The 21,924-nt window shown below is 71.7% G+C and carries 18 protein-coding genes, 1 tRNA gene and 1 pseudogene; 13 read left to right on the top strand and 7 right to left on the bottom strand.

Going from position 1 to position 21,924, the window contains the following annotated elements:
* Nucleotides 1-60: 60 nt before the first annotated feature.
* The 5 genes and pseudogenes from ACWGIG_RS11890 (at nt 61) to ACWGIG_RS11870 (ending at nt 3,808) form a co-directional block, all read left to right on the top strand.
* Entirely contained in the window at nt 61-297 is a 237-nt protein-coding gene (locus ACWGIG_RS11890; protein ID WP_453321409.1) for a hypothetical protein, read from the top strand.
* Nucleotides 294-440: a hypothetical protein gene (locus tag ACWGIG_RS11885; protein ID WP_453321408.1), complete on the top strand. Its 147-nt coding sequence runs from the start codon at nt 294-296 to the stop codon at nt 438-440. The genes ACWGIG_RS11890 and ACWGIG_RS11885 overlap by 4 nt, the downstream gene beginning before the upstream one ends.
* Complete coding sequence (locus tag ACWGIG_RS11880) at nt 437-1,657, top strand: methyltransferase domain-containing protein (RefSeq protein WP_453321407.1); 1,221 nt, start codon at nt 437-439, stop codon at nt 1,655-1,657. Before ACWGIG_RS11885 ends, ACWGIG_RS11880 begins: the two co-directional genes overlap by 4 nt.
* Nucleotides 1,623-1,960, top strand: a pseudogene (locus ACWGIG_RS11875) (DUF6879 family protein). Before ACWGIG_RS11880 ends, ACWGIG_RS11875 begins: the two are co-directional and overlap by 35 nt.
* A gap of 267 nt (nt 1,961-2,227) precedes the next feature.
* Nucleotides 2,228-3,808 carry a M4 family metallopeptidase gene (locus ACWGIG_RS11870; protein ID WP_453321406.1) on the top strand — a complete coding sequence of 527 codons (1,581 nt, stop codon included), beginning with the start codon at nt 2,228-2,230 and terminating at the stop codon, nt 3,806-3,808.
* Nucleotides 3,809-3,811: 3 nt separating this feature from the next.
* On the opposite strand, the gene ACWGIG_RS11865 is transcribed toward ACWGIG_RS11870, so the two are convergent.
* The 4 genes from ACWGIG_RS11865 to ACWGIG_RS11850 all read right to left on the bottom strand — a co-directional run bounded on the left by ACWGIG_RS11865 (nt 3,812) and on the right by ACWGIG_RS11850 (nt 7,804).
* The gene (locus ACWGIG_RS11865) at nt 3,812-5,275 is read right to left on the bottom strand and encodes a M1 family metallopeptidase (protein ID WP_453321405.1); all 1,464 of its coding nucleotides are present in this window, start codon (nt 5,273-5,275) and stop codon (nt 3,812-3,814) included.
* 159 nt (nt 5,276-5,434) lie between these two features.
* A complete protein-coding gene (locus ACWGIG_RS11860) occupies nt 5,435-6,574 on the bottom strand; it encodes a YncE family protein (protein WP_453321404.1) in 1,140 nt (379 codons plus the stop codon).
* Nucleotides 6,571-7,185 carry an ankyrin repeat domain-containing protein gene (locus ACWGIG_RS11855; RefSeq protein WP_453321403.1) on the bottom strand — a complete coding sequence of 205 codons (615 nt, stop codon included), beginning with the start codon at nt 7,183-7,185 and terminating at the stop codon, nt 6,571-6,573. Before ACWGIG_RS11855 ends, ACWGIG_RS11860 begins: the two co-directional genes overlap by 4 nt.
* Nucleotides 7,186-7,246: 61 nt before the next feature.
* Complete coding sequence (locus tag ACWGIG_RS11850; protein ID WP_453321402.1) at nt 7,247-7,804, bottom strand: GlcG/HbpS family heme-binding protein; 558 nt, start codon at nt 7,802-7,804, stop codon at nt 7,247-7,249.
* Nucleotides 7,805-8,336: 532 nt separating this feature from the next.
* Here ACWGIG_RS11850 and ACWGIG_RS11845 point away from each other — a divergent pair.
* The 3 genes from ACWGIG_RS11845 (at nt 8,337) to ACWGIG_RS11835 (ending at nt 10,856) form a co-directional block, all read left to right on the top strand.
* Complete coding sequence (locus tag ACWGIG_RS11845; RefSeq protein ID WP_453321430.1) at nt 8,337-9,623, top strand: histidine kinase; 1,287 nt, start codon at nt 8,337-8,339, stop codon at nt 9,621-9,623.
* Nucleotides 9,620-10,258, top strand: a complete 639-nt coding sequence (locus ACWGIG_RS11840) for a response regulator (protein WP_453321401.1) — start codon at nt 9,620-9,622, stop codon at nt 10,256-10,258. Before ACWGIG_RS11845 ends, ACWGIG_RS11840 begins: the two co-directional genes overlap by 4 nt.
* Nucleotides 10,259-10,352: 94 nt before the next feature.
* Complete coding sequence (locus tag ACWGIG_RS11835) at nt 10,353-10,856, top strand: hypothetical protein (RefSeq protein WP_453321429.1); 504 nt, start codon at nt 10,353-10,355, stop codon at nt 10,854-10,856.
* 527 nt (nt 10,857-11,383) lie between these two features.
* Here ACWGIG_RS11835 and ACWGIG_RS11830 read toward each other — a convergent pair.
* Nucleotides 11,384-12,067 (bottom strand): pentapeptide repeat-containing protein, encoded by a 684-nt coding sequence (locus ACWGIG_RS11830; protein WP_453321400.1) that lies wholly within the window; start codon nt 12,065-12,067, stop codon nt 11,384-11,386.
* Nucleotides 12,068-12,205: 138 nt separating this feature from the next.
* On the opposite strand from ACWGIG_RS11830, the gene ACWGIG_RS11825 reads away from it, so the two are divergent.
* The 4 genes from ACWGIG_RS11825 to ACWGIG_RS11810 all read left to right on the top strand — a co-directional run bounded on the left by ACWGIG_RS11825 (nt 12,206) and on the right by ACWGIG_RS11810 (nt 18,559).
* Nucleotides 12,206-13,486, top strand: coding sequence for an FAD-dependent oxidoreductase (locus tag ACWGIG_RS11825; protein WP_453321399.1), 1,281 nt, complete (start codon nt 12,206-12,208; stop codon nt 13,484-13,486).
* 88 nt (nt 13,487-13,574) lie between these two features.
* Nucleotides 13,575-14,588, top strand: a complete 1,014-nt coding sequence (locus ACWGIG_RS11820) for a zinc-binding dehydrogenase (protein ID WP_453321398.1) — start codon at nt 13,575-13,577, stop codon at nt 14,586-14,588.
* Between the two features lie 426 nt (nt 14,589-15,014).
* Nucleotides 15,015-15,761, top strand: coding sequence for a rhomboid-like protein (locus ACWGIG_RS11815; RefSeq protein ID WP_453321397.1), 747 nt, complete (start codon nt 15,015-15,017; stop codon nt 15,759-15,761).
* A gap of 1,391 nt (nt 15,762-17,152) precedes the next feature.
* Nucleotides 17,153-18,559: an NAD(P)/FAD-dependent oxidoreductase gene (locus ACWGIG_RS11810; protein WP_453321396.1), complete on the top strand. Its 1,407-nt coding sequence runs from the start codon at nt 17,153-17,155 to the stop codon at nt 18,557-18,559.
* A 130-nt stretch (nt 18,560-18,689) separates the two neighbouring features.
* On the opposite strand, the gene ACWGIG_RS11805 is transcribed toward ACWGIG_RS11810, so the two are convergent.
* Nucleotides 18,690-20,390: an FG-GAP repeat domain-containing protein gene (locus ACWGIG_RS11805; RefSeq protein WP_453321395.1), complete on the bottom strand. Its 1,701-nt coding sequence runs from the start codon at nt 20,388-20,390 to the stop codon at nt 18,690-18,692.
* A gap of 127 nt (nt 20,391-20,517) precedes the next feature.
* Nucleotides 20,518-20,594: transfer RNA gene (locus tag ACWGIG_RS11800), tRNA-Thr, on the bottom strand.
* Nucleotides 20,595-20,777: 183 nt separating this feature from the next.
* On the opposite strand from ACWGIG_RS11800, the gene ACWGIG_RS11795 reads away from it, so the two are divergent.
* On the top strand, nt 20,778-21,917 hold the full coding sequence (locus ACWGIG_RS11795) for an ABC transporter ATP-binding protein (protein WP_453321394.1): 1,140 nt from the start codon (nt 20,778-20,780) through the stop codon (nt 21,915-21,917).
* The last annotated feature ends 7 nt before the right edge of the window (nt 21,918-21,924 follow it).

Raw genomic sequence — 21,924 nt, 5'->3', positions numbered from 1 at the left:
CTGCGCAATTGTCCGCAACTTTGTGGATGTCCAACTGCGGTCATCCCTAGCGTCGTTGACATGCCAACCCCACGTGCAGCACAACGCAATATCGCCCGCACCGCACTCGATGAGGCTCAGCACGCGGTCGACGTCCTCGCCCAGTCCCTCGCCGCCGCGCAGATCACGCTCCCCTCGCTCCAGGTCGACCTGCCCGGCGCGACGTCCGGTCACCCGATGGTCGACCTCGGCAGGCTCCGCGCCGACGAAGCGGTCCGCCTCGCACAGGCCCTCCGCCACGGAGGTGCATCAGCATGAGCGGTGAACACAGCGTCAGCACCGGCAACGGTCAGGGCGGAAGCCAGCAGGACGACAGCAACAGCGGCAACAAGCACGGCGGCGGCGGGTCCGACGAGGGCGGCAACACCAACGACGGCCAGCGCCCGGCGGACGGCAAGTGACTACCCCCGAGCTCCAGGAGGCGGGCCCCGCGCGGCTCGCCTCCGCGCTCGTAGAGTCTGGCGCGCTGACGAAGGAGTGGCTGTCCGCCTTCGAGGCGGTGCCACGGCATCTCTTCGTGCCTGCGACGATCTGGCCGGGCCGGGCCGGGATGAACCGGCAGGACGATCGCGTGGTCCAGAACGAGCGGCCCGACCTGTGGTGGGAGGCGGTTTACCAGGACGCCCCGATCACGACGCAGTGGGACGACGGCGGGTTCGCCGGACCCGGCCGGGGTCGGACACCGACCAGTTCCAACTCAATGCCCACGATGGTCTTCTCGATGCTGGCTGCGCTCCAAGTCGATGACAGATCAAAGATGTTGGAGATCGGCACGGGTACGGGCTGGAACGCCGCGCTGCTCGCCCACCGGCTCGGCGGGGAGAACGTCGTCTCCGTCGAGCTGCACCCCAAATCCGCCCAGGACGCGCGCAACCGGCTGGCCCTCGCGGGCCTGCGCCCGACGGTGCATGTGGGCGACGGGGCGGAGGGGTACGTGCCCCGCGCCCCGTACGACCGCGTGATCGCCACCTGCTCGGTAGGCAGCGTGCCCGGCGCCTGGCGGGAGCAGACACGGCCCGGCGGCATCATCGTCACCCCGTGGGGGCCGACGTACGGCGGCGAGGGCGTGGCCCGGCTGACCGTGGCCGGGGACGGTTCGGCGTCGGGTCCGTTCGTCGGGTCTTCGGCGTTCATGCGGATGAGTGCGCAGCGAAAGGCCCTCCCGCCGACGCGGGCGTTCCTGGACGGCGACGACGAGTGGCCGGGCCACGGCGTGGCTTCCGAGACGTCGCTCTCCCCGGACGAAGTGGGCGACTGGATCCACATGTTCGCCATCGGTGTGCAGGTCCCGGACCTGTTCTGCCGCGTCGAGCCGGGCAGGGACGGCGCGTACCGGCTGTGGCTCATGGACACGGGTGTCACTGCGTGGGCGACGGCGGACTACGAGATGGGGCGCGAGTCGTTTCGCGTCGTCCAGTCGGGGGCTCGGCAGTTGTGGGACGAGCTGGAGGCGGCGTGGCGCTGGTGGGTCGGTCAAGACCGTCCCGGTTTTGAGCGGTTCGGGCTGACGGTGAGCGGCGAGGGCGAGCGGGTATGGCTGGACGAGCCGGGGCATCTGGTGCCCCTGATCGGGGAGGCGTGTGATGGCGCAGAACAGCGACGCAGTACCCACCTTTGAAGAGCTGCTCGACTCGGCGCAGGTGTCTGCGTACTGGTCACCGTGGGTGGAGCTGATCCGCCACACCGTCGCCCGAGGGGTGGCCGTGCGGCGCGCACGGATCGTGTCCGAGCCGGTGAGTGCGTACATCCGCTACATGCACGGCGGAACGGCCGTCCACGTCACAGCGGGCGAGGACGTGCGCTGGCTGGGGGCTGGGCCGCGCCGGAGGTTACCGACGACCCCGCCGTGGCAGCCCTCTGCGCCACCGCCTTCGCCTCCGTCTGGCAGCGCAGCGTCCCGCACGCCGAGTACACCGTCTGAGCACACCGCTCACCGATCACCGAAGATCCACATGGCGCAGCTTCCGTGCACGTACCACCGGTAACCACAACTCCGCTCCACCACACACCTGTTGACCGGATATCGGGCAGACTCCACCACAAATAGACGCTCATCGGACGCCCGACGGGCAAGAGAAGGTCAAAAACTTGTGAGGCAATTGTTGGCACTGCGTCAACTCTTGTCTTTTGGTGTCACTCTCACATCGCTCAACCTCTTACCCCCCACGGAACGAGTGATGGAGAGCGTATGAACCCCCACAAGAGCTCTGCCCGTATGTCGAAGAACACCAAGCGTGCCGCTGCCCTCGCCGCAGCCGCCGCCATGGTGGTCGTCGGAGTCCAGGCCGGCAGTGCGACAGCCGCGCCCGAGAAGGCTCAGGGCGCGGAGGCCTCCACGGCCTCCGCCGCCACCCTGCGTGCAGGCGCCATCAAGTCCGCCCAGGTCAACGCGGTTTCGGCCGCCAGAAGCCTGGGTCTCGGCGGCTCCGAGAAGCTCGTTGCGCGCGACGTCATCAAGGACGCCGACGGCACGGTCCACACCCGTTACGAGCGTACGTACGCCGGTCTGCCCGTCCTCGGCGGCGACCTCGTCACCCACGTCGCCAAGTCCGGCAAGGTGAAGTCCGTCGACAAGGCGACCGACGCGAAGATAGCCGTCGCGTCGACGACGCCGAAGCTCAAGTCGGCCGCGGGTGCCCGCAAGGTCATCTTCGCCGTCAGCGGCAAGCCCGTCCTCGCCTTCGAGACCGTGAAGAGCAGCGTCAAGAAGGACGGCACGCCCAGCAGGCTGCACACCGTCACCGACGCCACCACCGGCAAGCAGCTCTACTCGTACGACGAGATCGAGACCGGCACCGGTACCGGCATGTACAGCGGCGAAGTCCCGCTGACCAGCACCAAGGGCGGCGCCGGCTTCGACCTGACCGACGGTGAGCGCGGCGGTCACAAGACGTACGACCTGAAGGGCGCCCAGTCCGGCACCGGCACGCTCTTCAACGACGCCGACGACAAGTGGGGCACCGGCAAGGCCGACGACCCGCAGACCGCCGCCGTCGACGCCGCCTACGGCGCCGCAGCGACCTGGGACTTCTACAAGGCGGAGCTCGGCCGCAACGGCATCGCCGGTGACGGCAAGGCCGCCTACTCCCGCGTCCACTACGGCAAGGCGTACGTCAACGCCTTCTGGGACGACAGCTGCTTCTGCATGACGTACGGCGACGGCGAGGGCGACGCCCACCCGCTGACGTCCATCGACGTCGCCGCGCACGAGATGAGCCACGGCCTCACCGCGGCCACCGCCAACCTGGAGTACCAGGGCGAGTCCGGCGGCCTCAACGAGGCGACCTCCGACATCTTCGGCGCGGCCGTGGAGTTCTTCGCCAAGAACAAGGAAGACGTCGGCGACTACCTCATCGGCGAGAAGATCGACATCAACGGCGACGGCTCGCCGCTGCGCTACATGGACAAGCCCAGCAAGGACGGCAAGTCGCTCGACTACTGGGACGAGAAGGCGGGCGACGTCGACGTCCACTACTCCTCCGGCATCGCCAACCACTTCTTCTACCTGCTGGCCGAGGGCAGCGGCGCGAAGGAGATCAACGGCGTCAAGTACGACTCGCCGACCAAGGACGGCTCGAAGGTCACCGGCATCGGCCAGCAGAAGGCCTACAAGATCTGGTACAAGGCCCTCTCGACCTACATGACGTCGACGACCGACTACAAGGCCGCCCGTGAGGCGACCCTGAAGGCGGCCACCGACCTGCACGGCGCGGACAGCGTCGAGGCGAAGGCCGTGGCTGCGGCCTGGGCCGGGGTCAACGTCAAGTAGCACTCAGCCGTTGGGGGTTGCCGGCTTCCCGTCGCCGTGCAGCCAGACCTTCCAGATCTCCGACAGATCCGCTTGCGTCTGTGCGTCGACGTAAGCGGTGAAGTCGGCGGTGGAAGCGTTTCCGTGGCGGTGGGTGGCGGCCCAGCCTTGAATGATTTCAAGGAAGGCCTCGTCGCCCACCGCCTGTCGGATTTTGTGGATGACCATCGCGCCGCGCAGGTAGACGGGATCGTCCGAGATCCGGCTCGCGTCCGGCGGGCCGGCGGGCGGGAAGGCCCAGTTGTCCTCGTCCTTGAACGCCTCGTCGAAGAACTCCTGGGCCGTGCTGCCCTCCTGGTCCTCCTCCCACATCCACTCCGCGTACGTGGCGAAGCCCTCGCTCAGCCACATGTCGCGCCAGTTCTTCGGCGTCACCGAGTTGCCGAACCACTGGTGGGCGATCTCGTGCAGCTGGGCGGATTCGAGCGAGTTCCCCCCGCCCGTGACCCCCGCGTAGACCGGCTTGCCCTGGCTCTCCAGCGCGTAGCCCACGTCCTCGGCGTTGCGCAGGACCACCGAGCCGATGGAGCCGAAGGGGTAAGGACCGAAGTTGGTGACGCACCAGTCCATCAAGTCGGGGATCTGGGCGCGCAGTTGAGCACTCGCCGCATCCACGGACTCCTCGGCCGCCGCGTACACCGGAACGGTACGTTCGGCCGTCACCTGGTCCGCGGCCAGCTTCGCCGGAGCCTCGCTCTCCCACACCTTGAACTTCCCCACGGCCAGCATCGCCAGATAGCTCGCCATCGGCTCACGCATCTGCCAGTCGTAGGTGGTGCGCTCGCCCACCGTGCGCGGCGGGGTTCTCAACTCGCCGTTGGAGATGGCCTTTTGATCCTTCGGGACGGTGACCCTGATGTCGTACGTCGCTTTGTCGGACGGGTGGTGGTTGCCCGGGAACCACGCCATCGAGCCGGTCGGCTGCCCCACCGCGACCGACACCTTGCCGTCCTCGGAGCGGAGCCACCCCTCCTGGTCGCTGTCGGAGTTGATGATCCGCTGCGGCTCACCGGAGTAGCGGATCACGGTCTTGAACGTCTCCCCCTTGTGCAGATCCCTCTTCGGCCGCAGCGTCAGCTCCGTGCCCGCCTGGTTCGCGGCGGCCTTCTCGCCCTCCACCGTCGCGCTGTCGACCTGGAGCTTGGAGAGGTCGAGGCTGAACGCGCTCAGGTTCTGCGTCGCCCTCGCCGTGATCTCCGCCGTGCCCTTGAGGCGGTGGGAGGCCGGGTCGTAGTCCAGGTCGAGGGCGTAGTGGGAGACGTCGTAGCCGCCGTTGCCCAGCTTGGGGAAGAGCGGGTCGCGCAGGCCGTGCGCGCCCGGGGTGCCGCCGTCGCTGCCGGGGCCGTCGGACGTACAGCCGGACGCCGCGACCCCCCCCAGGAGCGCGGTCGCGGCGGAGAGGGCGGGGCGGGGGCTGCGAGAAGGCATCCGGTGATCCTATGCGGCGGGCCCTGCGGGGCCGGGGCCCTTGACGCGGAGTGGCCGGAAACCGGAGCCCACCCCCAGCACAACGCCCTCAGCCCACGCACCGCCACCCCCCAGCACAACACCCTCAGCCCACGCACCGCCACCCGCAGCAGAACGCCCTCAGCCCAGCACCGCCACCCCCAGCGGACGCACCCCCGCCGCCACCTTCCGCTTCGTACCGCTCTCCAGGTCGACGACCGTGATGCCGTCCCACGATCCCTCGCGGGTGAAGCCCCCGGTGACGTACGCGGTGCGGCCGTCGCGGGAGACGGCGACGTCCTCGTGCGCCCCGTCGAGCGGGATGACGCGTTCCTTGCCGTCGGGCGTACGGACGGTGAGCGAGGCCTCCTCGTCGTTGCCGCCGATCGGGCCCGTACCGACGACCAGGAGGGTGCCGTCGGGGGTGAGCGTCGTGCCGTGCTGGTGGGTGTTGGCGGTCATCGGCTCGACGGTGACGCGGCCGGTGCGCGGGTCGAGGACCGCGAGGCGCTCGCCCTCGAAGGGGAGCAGCAGCTTGCCGTCGGCGGGGCGGACGGCGGCGTAGTGCGGCTTGAGCCAGGAGCCGAGGCCGCCCTCCGTACCGTACGGAGCGACTTCGAGGCGGCGGGCGTCGAGCGTGCCGGCGCGCACGGCGGTGACGTCGTACGAGTCGTGGCCGGTCGCGTAGACCTCGCTCCCGTCGGCGGATACGTCCACGTCGAAGGGGCGGCGGCCGACCCCGACGGTGTCGACGACCTTGCGGGAAGCGGTGTCGACGACCTCCAACACCCCCTTCCCGTCAGGGACGTTGACGCCGACGTAGGCCCGGCTGCCGTCCGGGGACAGGGCGATGCCCATGCCGCCCGCCCGGTACTCGCCCATCGTCGCGGGCCCGTCGGCCTTCGTTGCGTACGGGATCCGGCCGAGGCTCGTCCGCGTGCGGGTGTCGACGACCGCGACGCCCTCGGCGGTCGCGACCCACGCCCGGCCGTCGGCGCCCACGGCGAGACCGTACGGAGCGGTGCCGACCCGCACCGAACCGACGGGCCCGCGCGCCGGGTCGACGAAGGTGACGGTGTCGGCGTCGAAGTCGGCGACCAGGAGGGTGCCGGCAGGAGTGGCGGCGGAGGCGGGAGCAGGCGCGGTGGGGGTGACGGTGGCGGTACGGGGCCGGTCGGGGGCGCTCTCGGCGGCCCCGGCGCAACCGGTCGCCAGCAGGGCGACGGCCACGGCGGCGAGGACGGCCCTTGCGCCCGGCCCCTGCACGGTGCGCTGTTTCACTGCGCCTCCCGCAACAGTGCCGCGATGCCGTCGAAGCCGCGCCGCAGCGCATGTTCCCGCGCGGTCGTACCGTCCCCGTCCGGCAGGTCGGGGGTGGCGCCTGCGGCCAGCAGGATCTCCACGATCTCCTCGTGCGGACGCCCGCCGTCACCGAGGATCACCGCCTCCAACAGGGCGGTCCAGCCGAGCCTGTTGACGTGATCGACGTCCATGGCGGTCTCGGCGAGCACCGCCCGTACGTACTCGACGTGGCCGCGCTCGCTCGCCGGGATCACGGACACCCCGCCGAAGCGGTTGCACAGCGTCAGGTCGGGCCCTGCGGGCAGCAGGGTCCGCATCATCGCGACGCTGCCCGTCACGCCGGTCACGAGCCAGGCGCTGTCCTCGCGCACGTCCTGTGCGTCCGGATCGGCCCCGGCCGCGACCAGCAGCCGGGCGGCCTCCACATGACTCCCGAGCGAGGCGAGCAGCAGCGGGGTGCGCAGCTCCTCGTCACGGGCGGCGACCCGGGCCCCCGCACCGAGGGCGGCACGGACACCGGCGGCGTCCCCGCCCCTGGCGGCGGCGAGCAGACGCCGGTCGGCGTCGGGCAAGGGGGTGGGGGCGGTCATGCGGAGGCCCTTCTGTGCGTACGTACGGAACGCCGTGCGGCGGTGACCGCCGCGGCGGGGACTACTTCGCCAGAGCAGCGACACCGGCCTGCGCGAACTTCTCGTCGAGGTCGCCGCTGGGCGCGCCCGCGACACCGATGCCCGCGACCGGAGCACCCTTGGCCTGGACCGGGGCGCCGCCGCCGAGGAAGAGGGTGCCGGGGATGTCCTTCAGGTTCGGGGTCTGGGCGAGGCGCTTGACGAGCTCGGAGGTGGGGGCGTTCCAGGAGACGGCGGTGTAGCCCTTCTTCACGGCCGACTCGGGCGACTGCGGGCCCGCGCCGTCGCCGCGCAGGGTGACGAGGGTGTTGCCGTTGCGGTCGACGACGGCGACGGAGATGCGCTGGTTCTCCTTCTTCGCGGCGTCGAGGGCGGCCTCGGCGGCCTTGGTCGCGGCGGCGACGGTGAGGTGGGTGGACTGCTGGAGGTTCTTGTTCGAGGCGTCGGCCTTGACGGCGGCCTTGGTCTCGGCGGCCGGCGCGGTGGCGTTGGCGCTGACGGCGCCGAAGGTGCCCGCACCGAGGACGGCGACGGTGGCGGCACCGGTCAGGACACGGGTGCGGAGGGAGAGCTTCTTCATGGGGTGCTCCAAGGCTGCGATACGGAAGGAGAAGGGGGCGGAGAGCGGCGGGGGAGCCGCTCTCCGTCTGCTTCCAATCCTGGGTCTGCCCACCCCTGCGCACGGTCGGCGCACCGGCTCCTCCCGGCGGCCCGGCCGGTCGACACCGGGGTCGGCCGATCGGTTGATGCGGGGGTGGTCCCGGTGGGTCAGGATGGGGGCGTACGTGCTGTTCAGGGCCGGTATGCGTAAGGGCCGACGCGCACACAGCCGGTGTAAACGAGGACCGGAACGCATGGAGCCGGTACGCGCGAGGACCGGAACGCACGGAGCCGGTACGCGCGAGGACCGGAACGCATGGAGCCGGTACGCGTGAGGACCGGGACGCACACAGCCGGTACGCGCGAGGACCGGGACGCACAAGGCCGGTATGTACGAAGTCGGGACGACGGGCAGGGAGCACGCGGTGCGACAGAACGACGACGACGTCGGCCACGACGTCGGCCACGGCGGACAGGACCCCGACCCCGACGCCCGCTGGCTCGCCCTCGTCATGCACGCGGCGTTCTTCCTGCTGCTCGGCGCGTCCCTGGTCCGCTTCCTGCTCCGGCACCCCGGCGAGGCCCGCACCCCGTGGATCATCGGGCTCAGCATCACCCTCGCCGTACTGCACGTACTGCTGCACGTCCTCGGCCCCGACGGCCACAAGGCCCGCACCCGGCCCGGTCCCGGAGCCACGTACTCCCCCCGCCTGCTCCTCGGTGCCGTCGTCGCCGTCTGGATGGTCCTCGTCGTCCTCGCGCCCAGCTTCGCCTGGTGCGCCGTGCCGCTCTTCTACACGGGGCTGCGCACCCTCCCCGCCCGTACCGCGCTCGGCCTGGTCGCCGTCCTCACCGTCTTCGTCGTCGCGGCCCAACTCCAGCTCGCCGAGGGCGGGTTCGACCCCAATCTGGTGCTCGCACCGCCGGCGGTGGCGGCCATCGCCGCCGGGATGTTCGTCTCCATGCAGCGCCAGGCCGCCCGCCAGCGCGCCCTCATCGACGACCTGATCCGCACCCGTCGCGAACTCGCCGCCACCGAACGCCGCGAAGGCACCCTCGCCGAACGCCAGCGCCTCTCCATGGAGATCCACGACTCCCTCGCGCAGGGCCTGTCCAGCCAGCAGATGCTGCTCCAGGCCGCCGACCGCACCTGGGACGCGGACCCGGCGACCGCGCGCCGCCACGTCCGTACCGCCACCTCCATCGCGGAACGCAACCTCGCCGAGGCGCGCCGCTTCGTGCACGACCTGGCCCCCGCCGACCTGGCCGAAGCGGGAGCCAGGGGCGGCGGCCTCGAAGAAGCCCTCCGCGCGGTCGCCGCCCGCGAGAACGCCCGCTTCCACGTCGACGGGACCGCCCCCGCGGGCCCGCTCCCCGACCGGGTCCAGTCGGCCCTGCTCCGTATCGCCCAGGGCGCCCTCGCGAACGTACGAGAACACGCAGGGGCGTCCACCACGGCGCTCACCCTCACCTACCTCGACGACCAGGTCGTCCTCGACATCGCGGACGACGGCCGCGGCTTCACGCCGCGTGCGGACGACGGCCGTGGCTCCACTCCCCTTACGGACGACGGCCACGTCTCCACCTCCCGCACGGACGACGGCCGTGGCTCCACCCCGCGTGCGGACGACGGCCGTGGCTCCACCCCGCGTGCGGGAGTCGCCGCCGGTGTGCGCGGACACGGCCTCCCCGCCATCCGCGCGCGGGTCCAGCAGCTCGGCGGTACCCTCGCCGTCGAGTCCGCCCCCGGCGAGGGCACGGTCCTGTCCGCCGCGATCCCTCTGGAGCCCGCCCCGTGAGCACCCCTCCCCCCGCCCCCGTACGCATCCTGCTCTGTGACGACCACGTGGTCGTACGGGCCGGACTCCTCGCCCTCCTCGCCAGCGAACCGGACATCGAGGTCGTCGGCGAGGCCGGCGACGGCGAGGAGGCGGTGGCGATGGCCGCCAAGCTCGCCCCCGACGTCGTACTGATGGACCTCCAGCTCGGCGCGGGCATCGACGGCGTCGAGGCGACCCGCCGGATCGCCGGGACGGGCCCGCACGTCCTCGTCCTCACCACGTACGACACGGACGCCGACATCACCCGCGCGATCGCGGCCGGAGCCACCGGCTACCTCCTCAAGGCCGAACGCCCCGAGGAACTCTTCGCCGCGATCCACTCCGCAGCCCAGGGCCGCACGATCCTCTCCCCGCCGGTCGCGAGCCGCGTGATGGCGCAGATGCGCGGCACCGGCCGCCCCACCCTGACCGAACGCGAGTCGGACATCCTGGCCCAGTTGGCGCACGGCCTGGGCAACCGGGAGATCGCCCGGGCCCTGTTCATCAGCGAAGCAACGGTCAAGACCCACCTGGGCCGCATCTACGCCAAGCTCGGCGTGGACACGAGGGCGGGCGCGGTGGCGGTGGCGAAGGAACAGCGACTGCTGCCGTAGCGGACGGCACAGTCACGCGGTCACGCGGTCACACTCGAACGTGTGCACGGAGATGCGTCTCCGCCCCGCCCCCGACCGTGCGAACATCGGGTACGTGCTCGACATCGGTTACTCCCTCTCCCGCCGCTTCCCCGACCCCCCGCAGACGGACTACCGCCGCGCGGACGTCCGGTCACTGCGGCACGACCTGTTCTGCGGCGACGTGTACCTGGCGGACACCAAGGCGGACCGGGAAGTTTCCACAGCCTGGGGATGGGTTCCGGTGCTCGACTTCGCGTGGGCGCTGTGCGACATCGTGGAGCAGATCGACCAGGATCCGCGCGGCAACCGCTCCGCACACCGGCAGTACGCGGAGATCGACTTCACCGAGTCGACGGACCGGATGCTGTTCGAGCGGCGCTTCGGGTGGGTGGACGTCGAGGCGGACTGGATGCCGGTCGAGGAGGCCCCCCTCACCTTCGGCCACCGGCTGCTCCGCCGCGAGGCCCGCGACTTCCTCCACGACCTGATCGCCGACCTCACGGACATGCACGACGGCCTGGCGGACAACCCGGTCCTGTGGAGCCTCCAGGCCCGATTCCCCCGCATGTCCGACTGACCGCCCCCTCATGTCCGGCTGACCGCCCCCTCATGTCCGGCTGACCGCCCCCTCGTGTCCGGCTGACCGCCCCCTCATCGGGCGGCTGACGCCCCCCGCCGCCGCCTAGCCCTCTGGCCCTCTGGCCCCCGAGCCCCCAGCCCCCGAGCCCCCGAGCCCCCTTGGGCAGCGGGGCCGCCCCCCCGGGGGCGGAACGGGTGGGCAAGGGGGCGGCCCCCACGCGGAGCGCACCCTCCCACGACCGCACGCCCCCGCGACCGCACACCGTGCGGCCCGGTGGGCCGCTTCGCGGATTGAGCCCCTCCCCGCCCCGTCACCCGTTGCGACATTTGCGGCTCCGCCGCGTGGCGCCGGCCGCGGGGGCCGGTCGTCGTCGTGCGGGCGCATCGTGGCTGATCGCGCAGTTCCCCGCGCCCCTGAAGGGGCCGGTGGACATCATGCGGGCGCGACATGGCCGGCCGCGCAGCTCCCCGCGCCCCCAAGTTCCCCGAGCCCCCAGAGCGGCGCGTCCTCGAATGCCGGACGGCCTAGGCCTCCACCCGCACCCCCATCTCCGCCGCAAACACCGGCGCCAGATCCAGCAGCTGCGAAGTGCTGATCACCGCCCCGCGCAACCTCTCCACCCCCCTCGTGATCTCCAGCGAAGCGACCGTCCGCAGGTCCACGTCCTTCAGCGTCGCCCCGCTCAGGTCCGCCCCCTTCAGCACGCAGTCCCGGAACTCCACCCGCGTCAGCTTCGCGTCCCCGAAGTCCGGTTCGACGAGCACGCAGCCCTCGAAGACCACGTCCGTCAGCTTCGACTTCCGCAGGTTCAGGTAGTCGATCTTTCCGCCCCGGACGACGACCCGCTCCAGCACCGACCCGTGCAGCTGCGTCCCGCCCAGCCGGGCGTCAGTGATCTCCACGTCCCGCAGCGACGCCTCCGCGAGGTTCGTCCCGACCCCCCGCACCCCCTCCAGGACCGAGTCCATGAAGCGGGCCCGGCTCAGCCGCGTCTCGTCCAGCGCCACCCCGTACAGCCCGCAGTCCATGAAGCGGGCGCCGCGGCCCTGCTGCCCGACGAAGTCCAGGTCCCTGAACTCCAGGCCGTCGTAGTCCCCCTCCGACTCCAGCTCCCCGTCCGCGAAGGGCAGCAGCTCCGGAAGCCGCACCTGCGGGCGTCGTACGGCGGGGACCTGGTTCTTCTTCGCGTCGCGTGCCATGCCGCCCATGCTGCACCACCCCACTGACAACGCGGCCGGGGAGAGTCCCCCGCGCCGTTCCCACCCCGGCGATGTCACATCCCGGGGTCCGGCGTACGTCACCACTCCCGAAGGCACCACCGAGCCCGCCCCCGGGAGGCACCCACCATGAGCCAGAGCCACAGCACCCCCGCTCCCACCACCCTCACCGTCGTCGGCAGCGGCTTCGCCGGTCTCGTCGCCGCGATCACGGCCGCCGAGTCCAACCGGTCCCACCAGTCCGATCAGTCCAACCGGTCCCACCAGTTCAACCGGTCCCACCGCACCCGGGTCCACCTCCGCGAGTCCCACCACACCCTCGGCGGCCGGGCCCGTACCGCCGAAGGCCCGTACAGGACCAACGAGGGCCCGCACGCCCTCTACTCCCGCGGCCCCCTCTGGACCTGGCTCCAGCAGCGCGACCTGATCGGCCCGGTCGCCGGCATCCCGCTCCGCGAGGCCGCCCGCATCCGCTTCCACCGCGACGGCGCGCTCCACCGCATGCCGCCCCTCCCCGTACTGCGCCTCGGCCGCAAGCAGGCCCACGAAGCCCCCGTCGACACCGACTTCCACACCTGGGCCACCTCCCTGATCGGCGAGCGCCACGCCCGGTACGCCGCGAACTCCATCGGCGTCGCCGTCTTCCACCACGACCCCGGCTCCCTCTCCGCCCGCTTCGTACAGGAGCGCCTGCACCGGGTCCTCGCGATGCCGCCGGAGGCCAAGTACCCGGTGGGCGGCTGGAGTTCGGTGGTCGACCGGCTCGTCGCGCACGCCCGTCACCTCGGTGTGCGCATCGACACCGGCTCCCGCGTCACCGACACCGAACTCGCCGAAGCCGCCGCCCGGGGCCCGGTGATCGTCGCGACGTCGCTGCCCGCCGCCCGCAGCCTCCTCGCCGACGACTCCCTCACCTGGGCAGGCGGCCGGACCGTACTCCTGGACCTCGGGCTGCGCACCCGGCGCGGCGACGCGTTCATCGTCTCCGACCTGGACTCCCCCGGCTGGATCGAACGGTTCACCGCCCAGGACCCGACCCTCGCCCCGCCCGGCGAGCAGCTGATCCAGGCCCAGCTCCCGCTCGCCCCCGGCGCATCGCGCTCCACCGCGATCGCCCGCGCCGAACGCCTCCTCGACCTCGGTCTCCCCGGCTGGCGCGACCGCGTCACGCACCGCGCCGAGGCCCTCGCCACCGGCCGCACCGGCGCACTCGACCTGCCCGGCACGACCTGGCGCGACCGCCCCGCCATCGACCGCGGCAACGGCATCTATCTGGCGGGCGACCAGGTCGCGGCCCCCGGCCTGCTCGCCGAGGTGTCCTTCAACAGCGCTCTGGAGGCCGTCTCCCTGGCCCTGCGCGCACAGCACCTCAACCGGCCGCTCCACTCCCTTGACCTCAAGAGCGCTTGAGGTCACAGGATGATCCACGAGCAGCCGGCACCCACCGATCCAGCGGCGGCCGACCGGCCAACGCAACCGACCTCTACGGGAGTTGACCATGCACGCGATCCGCCTCCACGCCTTCGGCCCCGCCGAGAACCTCACGTACGAGAAGACCGAGGACCCCGTCCCCGGCCCCGGCCAGGTCCGGATAGCCGTCACCGCGTCCGGCGTGCACCTCCTGGACACGGCCCTGCGCCAGGGCATGACCGGCCCCTACCCGGCCCCCGCCGAACTCCCCACCGTCCCCGGCCGCGAGGTCGCCGGCACCGTCGACGCACTCGGCGAGGGCACGGACCCGTCCTGGCTGGGCAGGCGCGTGGTCGCCCACCTCGGAATGAACCCGGGTGGCTACGCCGAGCTGGCCGTCACCGACGCCGCCAAGCTGCACCCCGTCCCCGACACCCTCGACGACGCCGAGGCCATCGCCATGATCGGCACCGGCCGCACCACCCTCGGCATCCTGCTCTTCGCCGACATCTCCGCCGACACCGTCGCGATCGTCCCGGCCGCCGCGGGCGGCATCGGCACGCTCCTCGTGCAGTACGTGAAGAACGCGGGCGGCACCGTGATCGGCCTGGCCGGCGGCCCCGCCAAGACCGCCCTCGTCGAAGCGAACGGCGCCGACCTCGCCCTCGACTACAAGCAGCCGGACTGGACGGAGAAGGTGACCGCCTTCCTCGCCGGACGCGGGCTCGGCGGTGCCACGATCGTCTTCGACTCGGTCGGCGCCGACACCGGCCGCGCCGCCGTCGACCTCCTCGCCCCCGGCGGCAAGCACCTCGTCTTCGGCTGGTCCGGTGCGGGCCTGCACGACGGCGCGCCCCTCACCTACACCGAGGCCGAACTCGCCGAGCGGGCCATCACCTCCGAGAGCGTCCTCGGCCCGGCCATGATGCAGAGGGCCGGCGGCGACAACCCGCTGCGGACCCTGGAAACCCGCTCCCTCGCCCTGGCCGCCTCGGGCGAACTCCGCCCCGCCGTCCAGCGCTACCCCCTCGCCGAGGCGGCCAAGGCCCACCACGACCTGGAGAACCGGGGCACGGTCGGCAAGGTCGTCCTCGTGCCGTGAGCAGAAGGTCCGGAACCCGGCCTGCTACGCACCGAGTTGCTTGAGCGCGTCGCCCGTCAGCCGGTAGACGTCCCACTCGTCCTGCGGACGCGCACCCATGGCCTCGTAGAACTCGATCGAGGGTACGTCGCAACCGACCCCCTGCCCCCAGCCCGCCAGCTCCCCGCCCCCAGCCCCCTTTGGGCAGCGGAGCCGCCCCCGGCGGCAGTGGGGTCTCCCCTGCTCCTTAAGAGCTTGGCGGGGGTCCCCCTGCTCGAACGAAGTGGAGAGCTTGGGGGCGGGTGGGCAAGGGGGCGGCCCCCACGCGAAGCGCACCCTCCCACGGCCGCACGCCCCCGCGCCCGCCCCGACCCCACCCCCGCCCAGCGCCCAAGCGCCCGGCGCGGCCCAGCACCCCACTCCACCCCAAACGCCCACAATCACCCCATGCCCCGTTCCCCCCTCCCCGCCACCTGGCGCTACCTCCGCTCCGCCCCCGGCACCCACCTCTGGCTCGTCGCTCTCTTCGTCACCACCGTCGCCATGCGCCGCCTGGACCCCACCTTTGCCGACGAGTTCCTCCGGCAGCGGTCCACCAACATCCATCACCTCTCGCAGAACCCCGTCCGCGTCCTCATCACCTCCGCCTTCTGGACCGACGGCGGCGGCTGGCTGCTGTACGCCGTCCTCTACTCCCTCTTCCACGCCCCCGCCGAGCGCTGGCTCGGCACCCTCCGCTGGCTCGCCGTCCTCGCCGCCGCGCACATCGGGGCCACGTACCTCAGCGAGGGCGTCCTCGGCTGGGCGATCCGGCACGGCCTCGCGCCCACCTCCGCCGTCAACACCCTCGACGTGGGCGTGAGTTACGCCCTCGCCGGTGTCGTCGCCGTCCTCACGTACCGCATCGCCACCCCCTGGCGGTACGTCTACCTCTTCGGCGTCCTCACCTTCTACGCCCTCCCCCTCGTCACCGGCCGCACCTTCACCGACGTCGGCCACTTCTCCGCCGTACTGATCGGCCTCGCCTGCTACCCCCTCACCCGAGGCCGACAGCCGGGCCGGTCGGACCAGCCCGGCCGACCGGACCAGCCTGATCGGTCGAACCAGCCGGATCGGCCGAGCCGCCGCGCCCGCGCTGCTCGCCTCCGCCCTCGTAGGCCTCCATCAGCTCCGCCCAGAAACCCAGCTCCTTGACCACCGCGTACCGCAGCTGCTTCCGCACCGATCCGCGTCCGCCACCGTTTGCCCCGTCCGTCGGGCGGATCCGTGCGTACGCGCCCCGCAGCCCCTCCGCCACGCCCTCCACCAGAGGGTCCAGCCGCTCGTCCAGCAGCAGGTCCCAGTCCACACCGCCCGGTCCGCGCCCCTCCCGGTGCAGCTCCACCACCGGCAGCCGCCGGCCCACCGCCCACACCACCAACTGCGGTGCGTCCCGCCACAGATGGGCGTGCCCGTACCGACTGCTCCTCCCCCGGCCCATGCGTCCCAGCACGCCCCGTACGCCACGGGCGACCTCCACCGCCCGCTGCACCCCCGTGGCCGTCGTGTACTCGTTGAACACCGCCTCGTACGCCTCCCCGCCCCGGCCGGCCCACAGCCGCTCCCGCCCTTGCGGGCTGTCCGCCTCGTGCGCCACCGCCAGCCGCGCTCCCGGCGCCAGACAGGCGAGGGCCACCGTCGCCTCTTCGACCGAGATGCTCTCCCCGTACGGCTCCCGCACCTCACCCCGCCGCACCACGAACTGTTGCCCGTCGTCCCGGAACTGCCGCATCAGCCGCAGCAGATTCGGATCCCGCACCAACTCGTCCTGTGCGGTGGCCACGTTCCGCCTGCGGTCCTCCGCGTCGAGCTCCCTGCGCACCGCGTCCACCGCGGGCCCCGTCACCACCTCCAGCCGCAGCACCGAGCGCCGCAGGTACTCCACCGGCAGCTCCTGCGCGACGACCCGGTCCAGTACGCCCAACCGCTGTACACCGTCCAGGACTTCGGGTTCCGAGATCTGCACGAACCCCCGGTTCCGCGTACCCGCCGGGTCCCACCGCACCAGGCGGCAGCCCAGCACCAAGGACCCCACCACGCCGAAGTCCCAGGGCCGCTGCCAGATCACCTCCTCCAACTCCCTGTTGGCCGGGGTCTCGCCGAGGAACCCCCTGCGTCCCCCTTCCCAGTCCCGGCCGGCCAGCTGATCCGCGGTCACCCACACCAGCCACCGCTGATCACTGATCCGCTCCACCCTCTCCGGCTTCAGGCTCAGCCCCTCGAATGCGGAGGGCACATGGGGCAGCACGGGCTGCGGCGGCAAAAACAGAAGTTCAGTCACACCCCGTCCAACGCCCGCAACACCCGACAGGTCGCGCAGAACCTCCCCTTCCCACCCGACAGGTAGCGCAGAACCGCCCCCTCCCCACCCGACAGGTAGCGCAGAACCGCCCCCTCCCCACCCGACAGGTAGCGCAGAACCGCCCCCTGCCACCCTGCACTACGCCCATTGCCGCGCCCCGCCCCCGCCCGCTAGCGTCCCGTCCCAGCCCGGCACCACCCCTGATCAGCCAAAAAGCCACACCGCCCCCAGGACGAAGGTCAGCATGCGCGAGCCAAGGACCGACACCGCCAACGGAGGAATCTCCTTCTGGTACGCCGACCAAGGCATACCCACCCCCCGCGAGCCCCTCCCCGGCGACACCACCGCCGACATCTGCATCGTCGGCGGCGGGTACACCGGCCTGTGGACGGCGTACTACCTGAAGAAGGCCGTCCCCTTCCTCAACATCACCGTCCTGGAAGCCAAGTTCTGCGGGTACGGGGCCTCCGGACGCAACGGCGGCTGGCTCTACAACGGCATCGCGGGCCGCGACCGCTACGCCGCACTCCACGGCCAGGAGGCCGCCACCCGTCTCCAGCACGCCATGAACGACACGGTCACCGAGGTCATCGACACCGCCGCCGCCGAGGGCATCGACGCCGACATCCACCAGGGCGGCGTCCTCGAAGTCGCCTACACCCCCGCCCAGTTCAGCCGTCTCCGCTCCTTCCACGCCACCGAAGTCGCCTTCGGCGAGAAGGACCGAATCCTCCTCGGCGCCCGCGACACCGCCGCCCGCGTCAAGGTCGCCGGAGCCGTCGGCTCCACCTGGACCCCGCACGGCGCCCGCCTGCACCCGGCCAAGCTCGCCAAGGGTCTCGCCGACACCGTCGAAGCCCTCGGCGTGACGATCCACGAGTCGACCCCGGTCACCGAGATCGCCCCGAAGCACGCCCACACCCCTTACGGCACGGTCCGAGCCCCGTACATCCTGCGCTGCACCGAGGGCTTCACCCCGAACCTCAAGGGCCAGAAGCGCGACTGGCTCCCCATGAACTCGTCCATGATCGTCACCGATCCCCTTCCCGCCGCCCTCTGGGAGACCATCGGCTGGGAAGGCCGCGAGAACCTCGGCGACATGGCCCACGCGTACATGTACGCGCAACGCACCGCCGACGACCGCATAGCCATCGGCGGCCGGGGCGTCCCCTACCGCTTCGGCTCGCGCACCGACAACGACGGCCGCACCCAGCCCGCCACCGTCGCCGCCCTCCGCGAGATCCTCGTCCGCTTCTTCCCCACCCTCGCGGGCACCGGCATCGCCCACGCCTGGTCGGGCGTCCTCGGCGTCCCCCGCGACTGGTGCGCCACCGTCACCCTCGACCGCAGCACCGGCCTGGGCTGGGCCGGCGGCTACGTCGGCTCCGGCGTCGCCACCACCAACCTGGCCGCCCGCACGCTGCGCGACCTCTTCCTCCAGGACTCGGGCCAGGGCGGCGGAACCGACCTCACGGCCCTCCCCTGGGTCAACCACCGCGTCCGCAAGTGGGAGCCCGAACCCTTGCGCTGGCTCGGCGTCCAGGGCATGTACGCCGCCTACCGGGAGGCCGACCGCCGCGAACTCTCCGGCCGCACCCCGGACACCCACCCCATCGCCAAGCTCGCCGACCGCATCGCGGGCCGCCACTGAGCCCCGCCCGCGCCGGGCAACGACGAAGGCCCCGGACGCACGAGAGGCCCGGACGCACGGCGGACCCGGACGCACGAGAGGCCCGGACCCCTTCACCCCGGTCCGGGCCCCTCGCTCACCACCTACCTACCTAGACAAGGGAGTTGAAGGCGTTCCATCCCGCCCCGACCCTGACCTTCGCCTTGAACGGAGCAGCGGGCTTCCCCGCCCCCTCGTAGAACCACAGCACCCCGGCCCTGTCCCTGGCGACCAGGTCCGACCGGCCGTCGTCGTTCAGGTCACCGGTGCCGGACAGGGCCGAGAACCCCTGCCAGCCCCCACCGATCTGGACCTTCGGCTTGAACGGAGCGGCGGCCCGGCCCGTCCCCTCGTAGAACCACAGCACCCCGGCCTTGTCCCTGGCGACCAGGTCGCCCTTGCCGTCACCCGTGGCGTCCCCGAGCCCGGTCAGCGAGTCGTACGCCTGCCAGCCCCCGCCGATCTCGGCCTTCGGCTTGAACGGGGCGGACTGCTTGCCGGTGCCCTCGTAGAAGTAGAGCGTCCCGGCCGCGTTCCGCGCCACGAGGTCGTTCTTGCCGTCCCCGGTCCCGTCGCCGATACCGGCGAGCGCGTTGTACGCGTTCCAGCCGCCGCCGACCTTCATCGGGTCGTTGACGACGTCCATGGTGTCGTGCACGCCGTACGACCACAGGACCCCGGCGGCGTCCCGCGCCACCACCCCGTTGCCCGTGCCGGCCTCGGCGAGCGGTCCCAGCTTGGCGAGCGCGGTGTAGCCCTCCCAGCCCCCGATCGTCCAGTCCGGTGCCCTGAACACCTGGGGCGCCCGGCCGGAGCCCCGGTAGACCGTGACGCTCCCGTCCGGCTTCCGGGCGAGGAGGCTGTGCCGCTCGCGGACCGGAAGGCTGCTCCGCACACCGAAGTGCCCGGCCGCCTCCGGGTTGCCGGTGCCGAAGTTGTAGACCTCGTACGTGGCGTTGACGTCGACCTTCCACGCGGCCAGGTCCTTGCCGCCCTGGAGGGCGTAGGTGACCGTGTAGTCGCCCGGCTTCTCGACCTCGCAGTCGATGCCGCCCTCGGCCAGCGAACCGATGGTGTGGTTGCAGGCCGTCCCTGGACCGCCCGCCGCGGAGGTGATCTGCGCCGTCACCTCCTCCGCCCTCCAGCGCCGCTGCCCCGCCGAGGAGGCGAAGGTGACCTTCAGCAGGCCCTTGTCCACCGCGTGCAGGGCGACGCTCTGCGTGACGGAACCGGTCGCCGGAAGGTCCGGGACGTCGAACTTCATGGTGTTCTGCGCGACGTGCTCCGCCGACTTCACCGTGACCGTACGCACCGCGTGCGTGCCGTCGACCGGCTTCGTGGCCGCGAGCTGGGCGTCCTTCACCCCGGCGTCGAGGTCGGCCCCGCGCGCCACGTACACCAGGCCGTAGTGCAGCTTCGTGTCGTGCGCGGTGGTCTTCGCCGCGAACACCCGCGGCGCGGCGAACGGCTGGTCGGAGTCGGCCCGGCAGAGGTAGACGCCCTTGACTGTCGCCGACGCCTTGCACTCCTCGTCCGTCTCGGCCGTGAGCCCTGCGGGCAGTCCGCCGCCCGCCCACGTCGGGTCGTCGAGCGGCCTGCCGCTCAGCGCGAACACATAGGTGCCGTCGGGCGAGTCGCCGGAGAAGGACCCGATCCCGATCTCGGCCCACCCCTCGCCGGGCTTGAGGTTGATCTCCGGGCGGTGGAAGTCGAACGAGAAACCGTCGTCGGCGGCGGCCGCGGGCCCCGCCAGCGATATCCCCGTGGTGGCCAGCAGGGCCACCGTTCCCCCGACAGCGATGAGTCTTCGCATGCATCGTCCTGGTGGTGAGTGGGCGGCATCATGCTGCCGCGGCAACGCCAGGTGTCCCCCCTTGGCGTGAGCGGAACGTACAGCACAGGGCCCCGCTCGAATCGCCCGGGGCCCTGTGGCTTCGCTCTGGAGCCCCCTATCGGATTCGAACCGATGACCTACGCATTACAAGTGCGTTGCTCTGGCCAGCTGAGCTAAGGAGGCGCTGCCCGAGCAGTCTAACCGGACCGCACCCTGGCAGGGACAGTGGATTTCACAGGTCAGGAGTACTGACAGATCCCCCGTCCCCGGGTAGCGTCACGGAACAGTCCGCCCACTGGACTAGACCCATTCTCCTTCCACTCGGATCGTCCGGCACGTTCCTGCCGGTAGAAGGGCAAGATCACCATGGCAACAGTCACGTTCGACAAGGCCACCCGGATCTACCCGGGCTCCACCAAGCCCGCCGTCGACCAGCTGGAGATCGACATCGAGGACGGCGAGTTCCTCGTCCTCGTCGGTCCCTCCGGCTGCGGCAAGTCGACCTCCCTGCGCATGCTCGCGGGTCTTGAGGACGTCAACGGCGGCGCCATCCGCATCGGCGACCGCGACGTCACGCACCTGCCGCCGAAGGACCGGGACATCGCCATGGTGTTCCAGAACTACGCGCTCTACCCGCACATGTCCGTCGCCGACAACATGGGCTTCGCGCTCAAGATCGCCGGCGTGAACAAGGCGGAGATCCGCAAGAAGGTCGAAGAGGCCGCGAAGATCCTCGACCTCTCCGAGTACCTCGACCGCAAGCCGAAGGCGCTCTCCGGCGGTCAGCGCCAGCGCGTCGCGATGGGCCGCGCCATCGTCCGTGAGCCGCAGGTCTTCCTCATGGACGAGCCGCTGTCGAACCTCGACGCCAAGCTCCGCGTCTCGACCCGTACGCAGATCGCCTCGCTCCAGCGCCGCCTCGGCATCACCACGGTGTACGTCACCCACGACCAGGTCGAGGCCATGACCATGGGCGACCGGGTGGCCGTGCTGAAGGACGGCCTGCTGCAGCAGGTCGACTCGCCGCGCAACATGTACGACCGCCCCAACAACCTCTTCGTGGCCGGCTTCATCGGCTCCCCCGCCATGAACCTGGTCGAGGTCCCGATCACCGACGGCGGCGTGAAGTTCGGCAACAGCGTGGTGCCGGTCTCCCGCGCCGCCCTGTCCGCCGCCGCCGACAAGGGCGACACCACCGTCACCGTCGGCGTGCGCCCCGAGCACTTCGACATCGTCGAGCTCGGTGGCGGCGAGGCCGCGAAGTCGCTGTCGAAGGACACCAGCGACGCCCCGGCCGGCCTGGCCGTCTCCGTGAACGTCGTCGAGGAACTCGGCGCCGACGGGTACGTCTACGGCTCCGCCGAGGTCGGCGGCGAGCACAAGGACCTCGTGGTCCGGGTCAACGGCCGCGCCGTCCCGGACAAGGGCACCGAACTGCACGTCGTCCCGCGCCCGGGTGAGATGCACGTCTTCTCGACGAAGACGGGCGAGCGCCTCAGCGACTGAGCCGGCG

Source organism: Streptomyces sp. NPDC054863, assembly GCF_053610825.1.
The sequence above is the reverse complement of the archived record's forward strand: the minus strand, read 5'-3'. Positions and strand labels throughout refer to the sequence as shown.

Excerpts from the sequence above, each read along its gene's own strand:
- ACWGIG_RS11890 (WP_453321409.1), top strand. The coding sequence starts at position 61 with ATGCCAACCCCACGTGCAGCACAACGCAATATCGCCCGCACCGCACTC.
- ACWGIG_RS11885 (WP_453321408.1), top strand. The coding sequence starts at position 294 with ATGAGCGGTGAACACAGCGTCAGCACCGGCAACGGTCAGGGCGGAAGC.
- ACWGIG_RS11870 (WP_453321406.1), top strand. The coding sequence starts at position 2,228 with ATGAACCCCCACAAGAGCTCTGCCCGTATGTCGAAGAACACCAAGCGT.
- ACWGIG_RS11865 (WP_453321405.1), bottom strand. The coding sequence starts at position 5,275 with ATGCCTTCTCGCAGCCCCCGCCCCGCCCTCTCCGCCGCGACCGCGCTC.
- ACWGIG_RS11855 (WP_453321403.1), bottom strand. The coding sequence starts at position 7,185 with ATGACCGCCCCCACCCCCTTGCCCGACGCCGACCGGCGTCTGCTCGCC.
- ACWGIG_RS11850 (WP_453321402.1), bottom strand. The coding sequence starts at position 7,804 with ATGAAGAAGCTCTCCCTCCGCACCCGTGTCCTGACCGGTGCCGCCACC.
- ACWGIG_RS11845 (WP_453321430.1), top strand. The coding sequence starts at position 8,337 with ATGCACGCGGCGTTCTTCCTGCTGCTCGGCGCGTCCCTGGTCCGCTTC.
- ACWGIG_RS11830 (WP_453321400.1), bottom strand. The coding sequence starts at position 12,067 with ATGGGCGGCATGGCACGCGACGCGAAGAAGAACCAGGTCCCCGCCGTA.
- ACWGIG_RS11825 (WP_453321399.1), top strand. The coding sequence starts at position 12,206 with ATGAGCCAGAGCCACAGCACCCCCGCTCCCACCACCCTCACCGTCGTC.
- ACWGIG_RS11820 (WP_453321398.1), top strand. The coding sequence starts at position 13,575 with ATGCACGCGATCCGCCTCCACGCCTTCGGCCCCGCCGAGAACCTCACG.
- ACWGIG_RS11815 (WP_453321397.1), top strand. The coding sequence starts at position 15,015 with ATGCCCCGTTCCCCCCTCCCCGCCACCTGGCGCTACCTCCGCTCCGCC.
- ACWGIG_RS11810 (WP_453321396.1), top strand. The coding sequence starts at position 17,153 with ATGCGCGAGCCAAGGACCGACACCGCCAACGGAGGAATCTCCTTCTGG.
- ACWGIG_RS11805 (WP_453321395.1), bottom strand. The coding sequence starts at position 20,390 with ATGCGAAGACTCATCGCTGTCGGGGGAACGGTGGCCCTGCTGGCCACC.
- ACWGIG_RS11795 (WP_453321394.1), top strand. The coding sequence starts at position 20,778 with ATGGCAACAGTCACGTTCGACAAGGCCACCCGGATCTACCCGGGCTCC.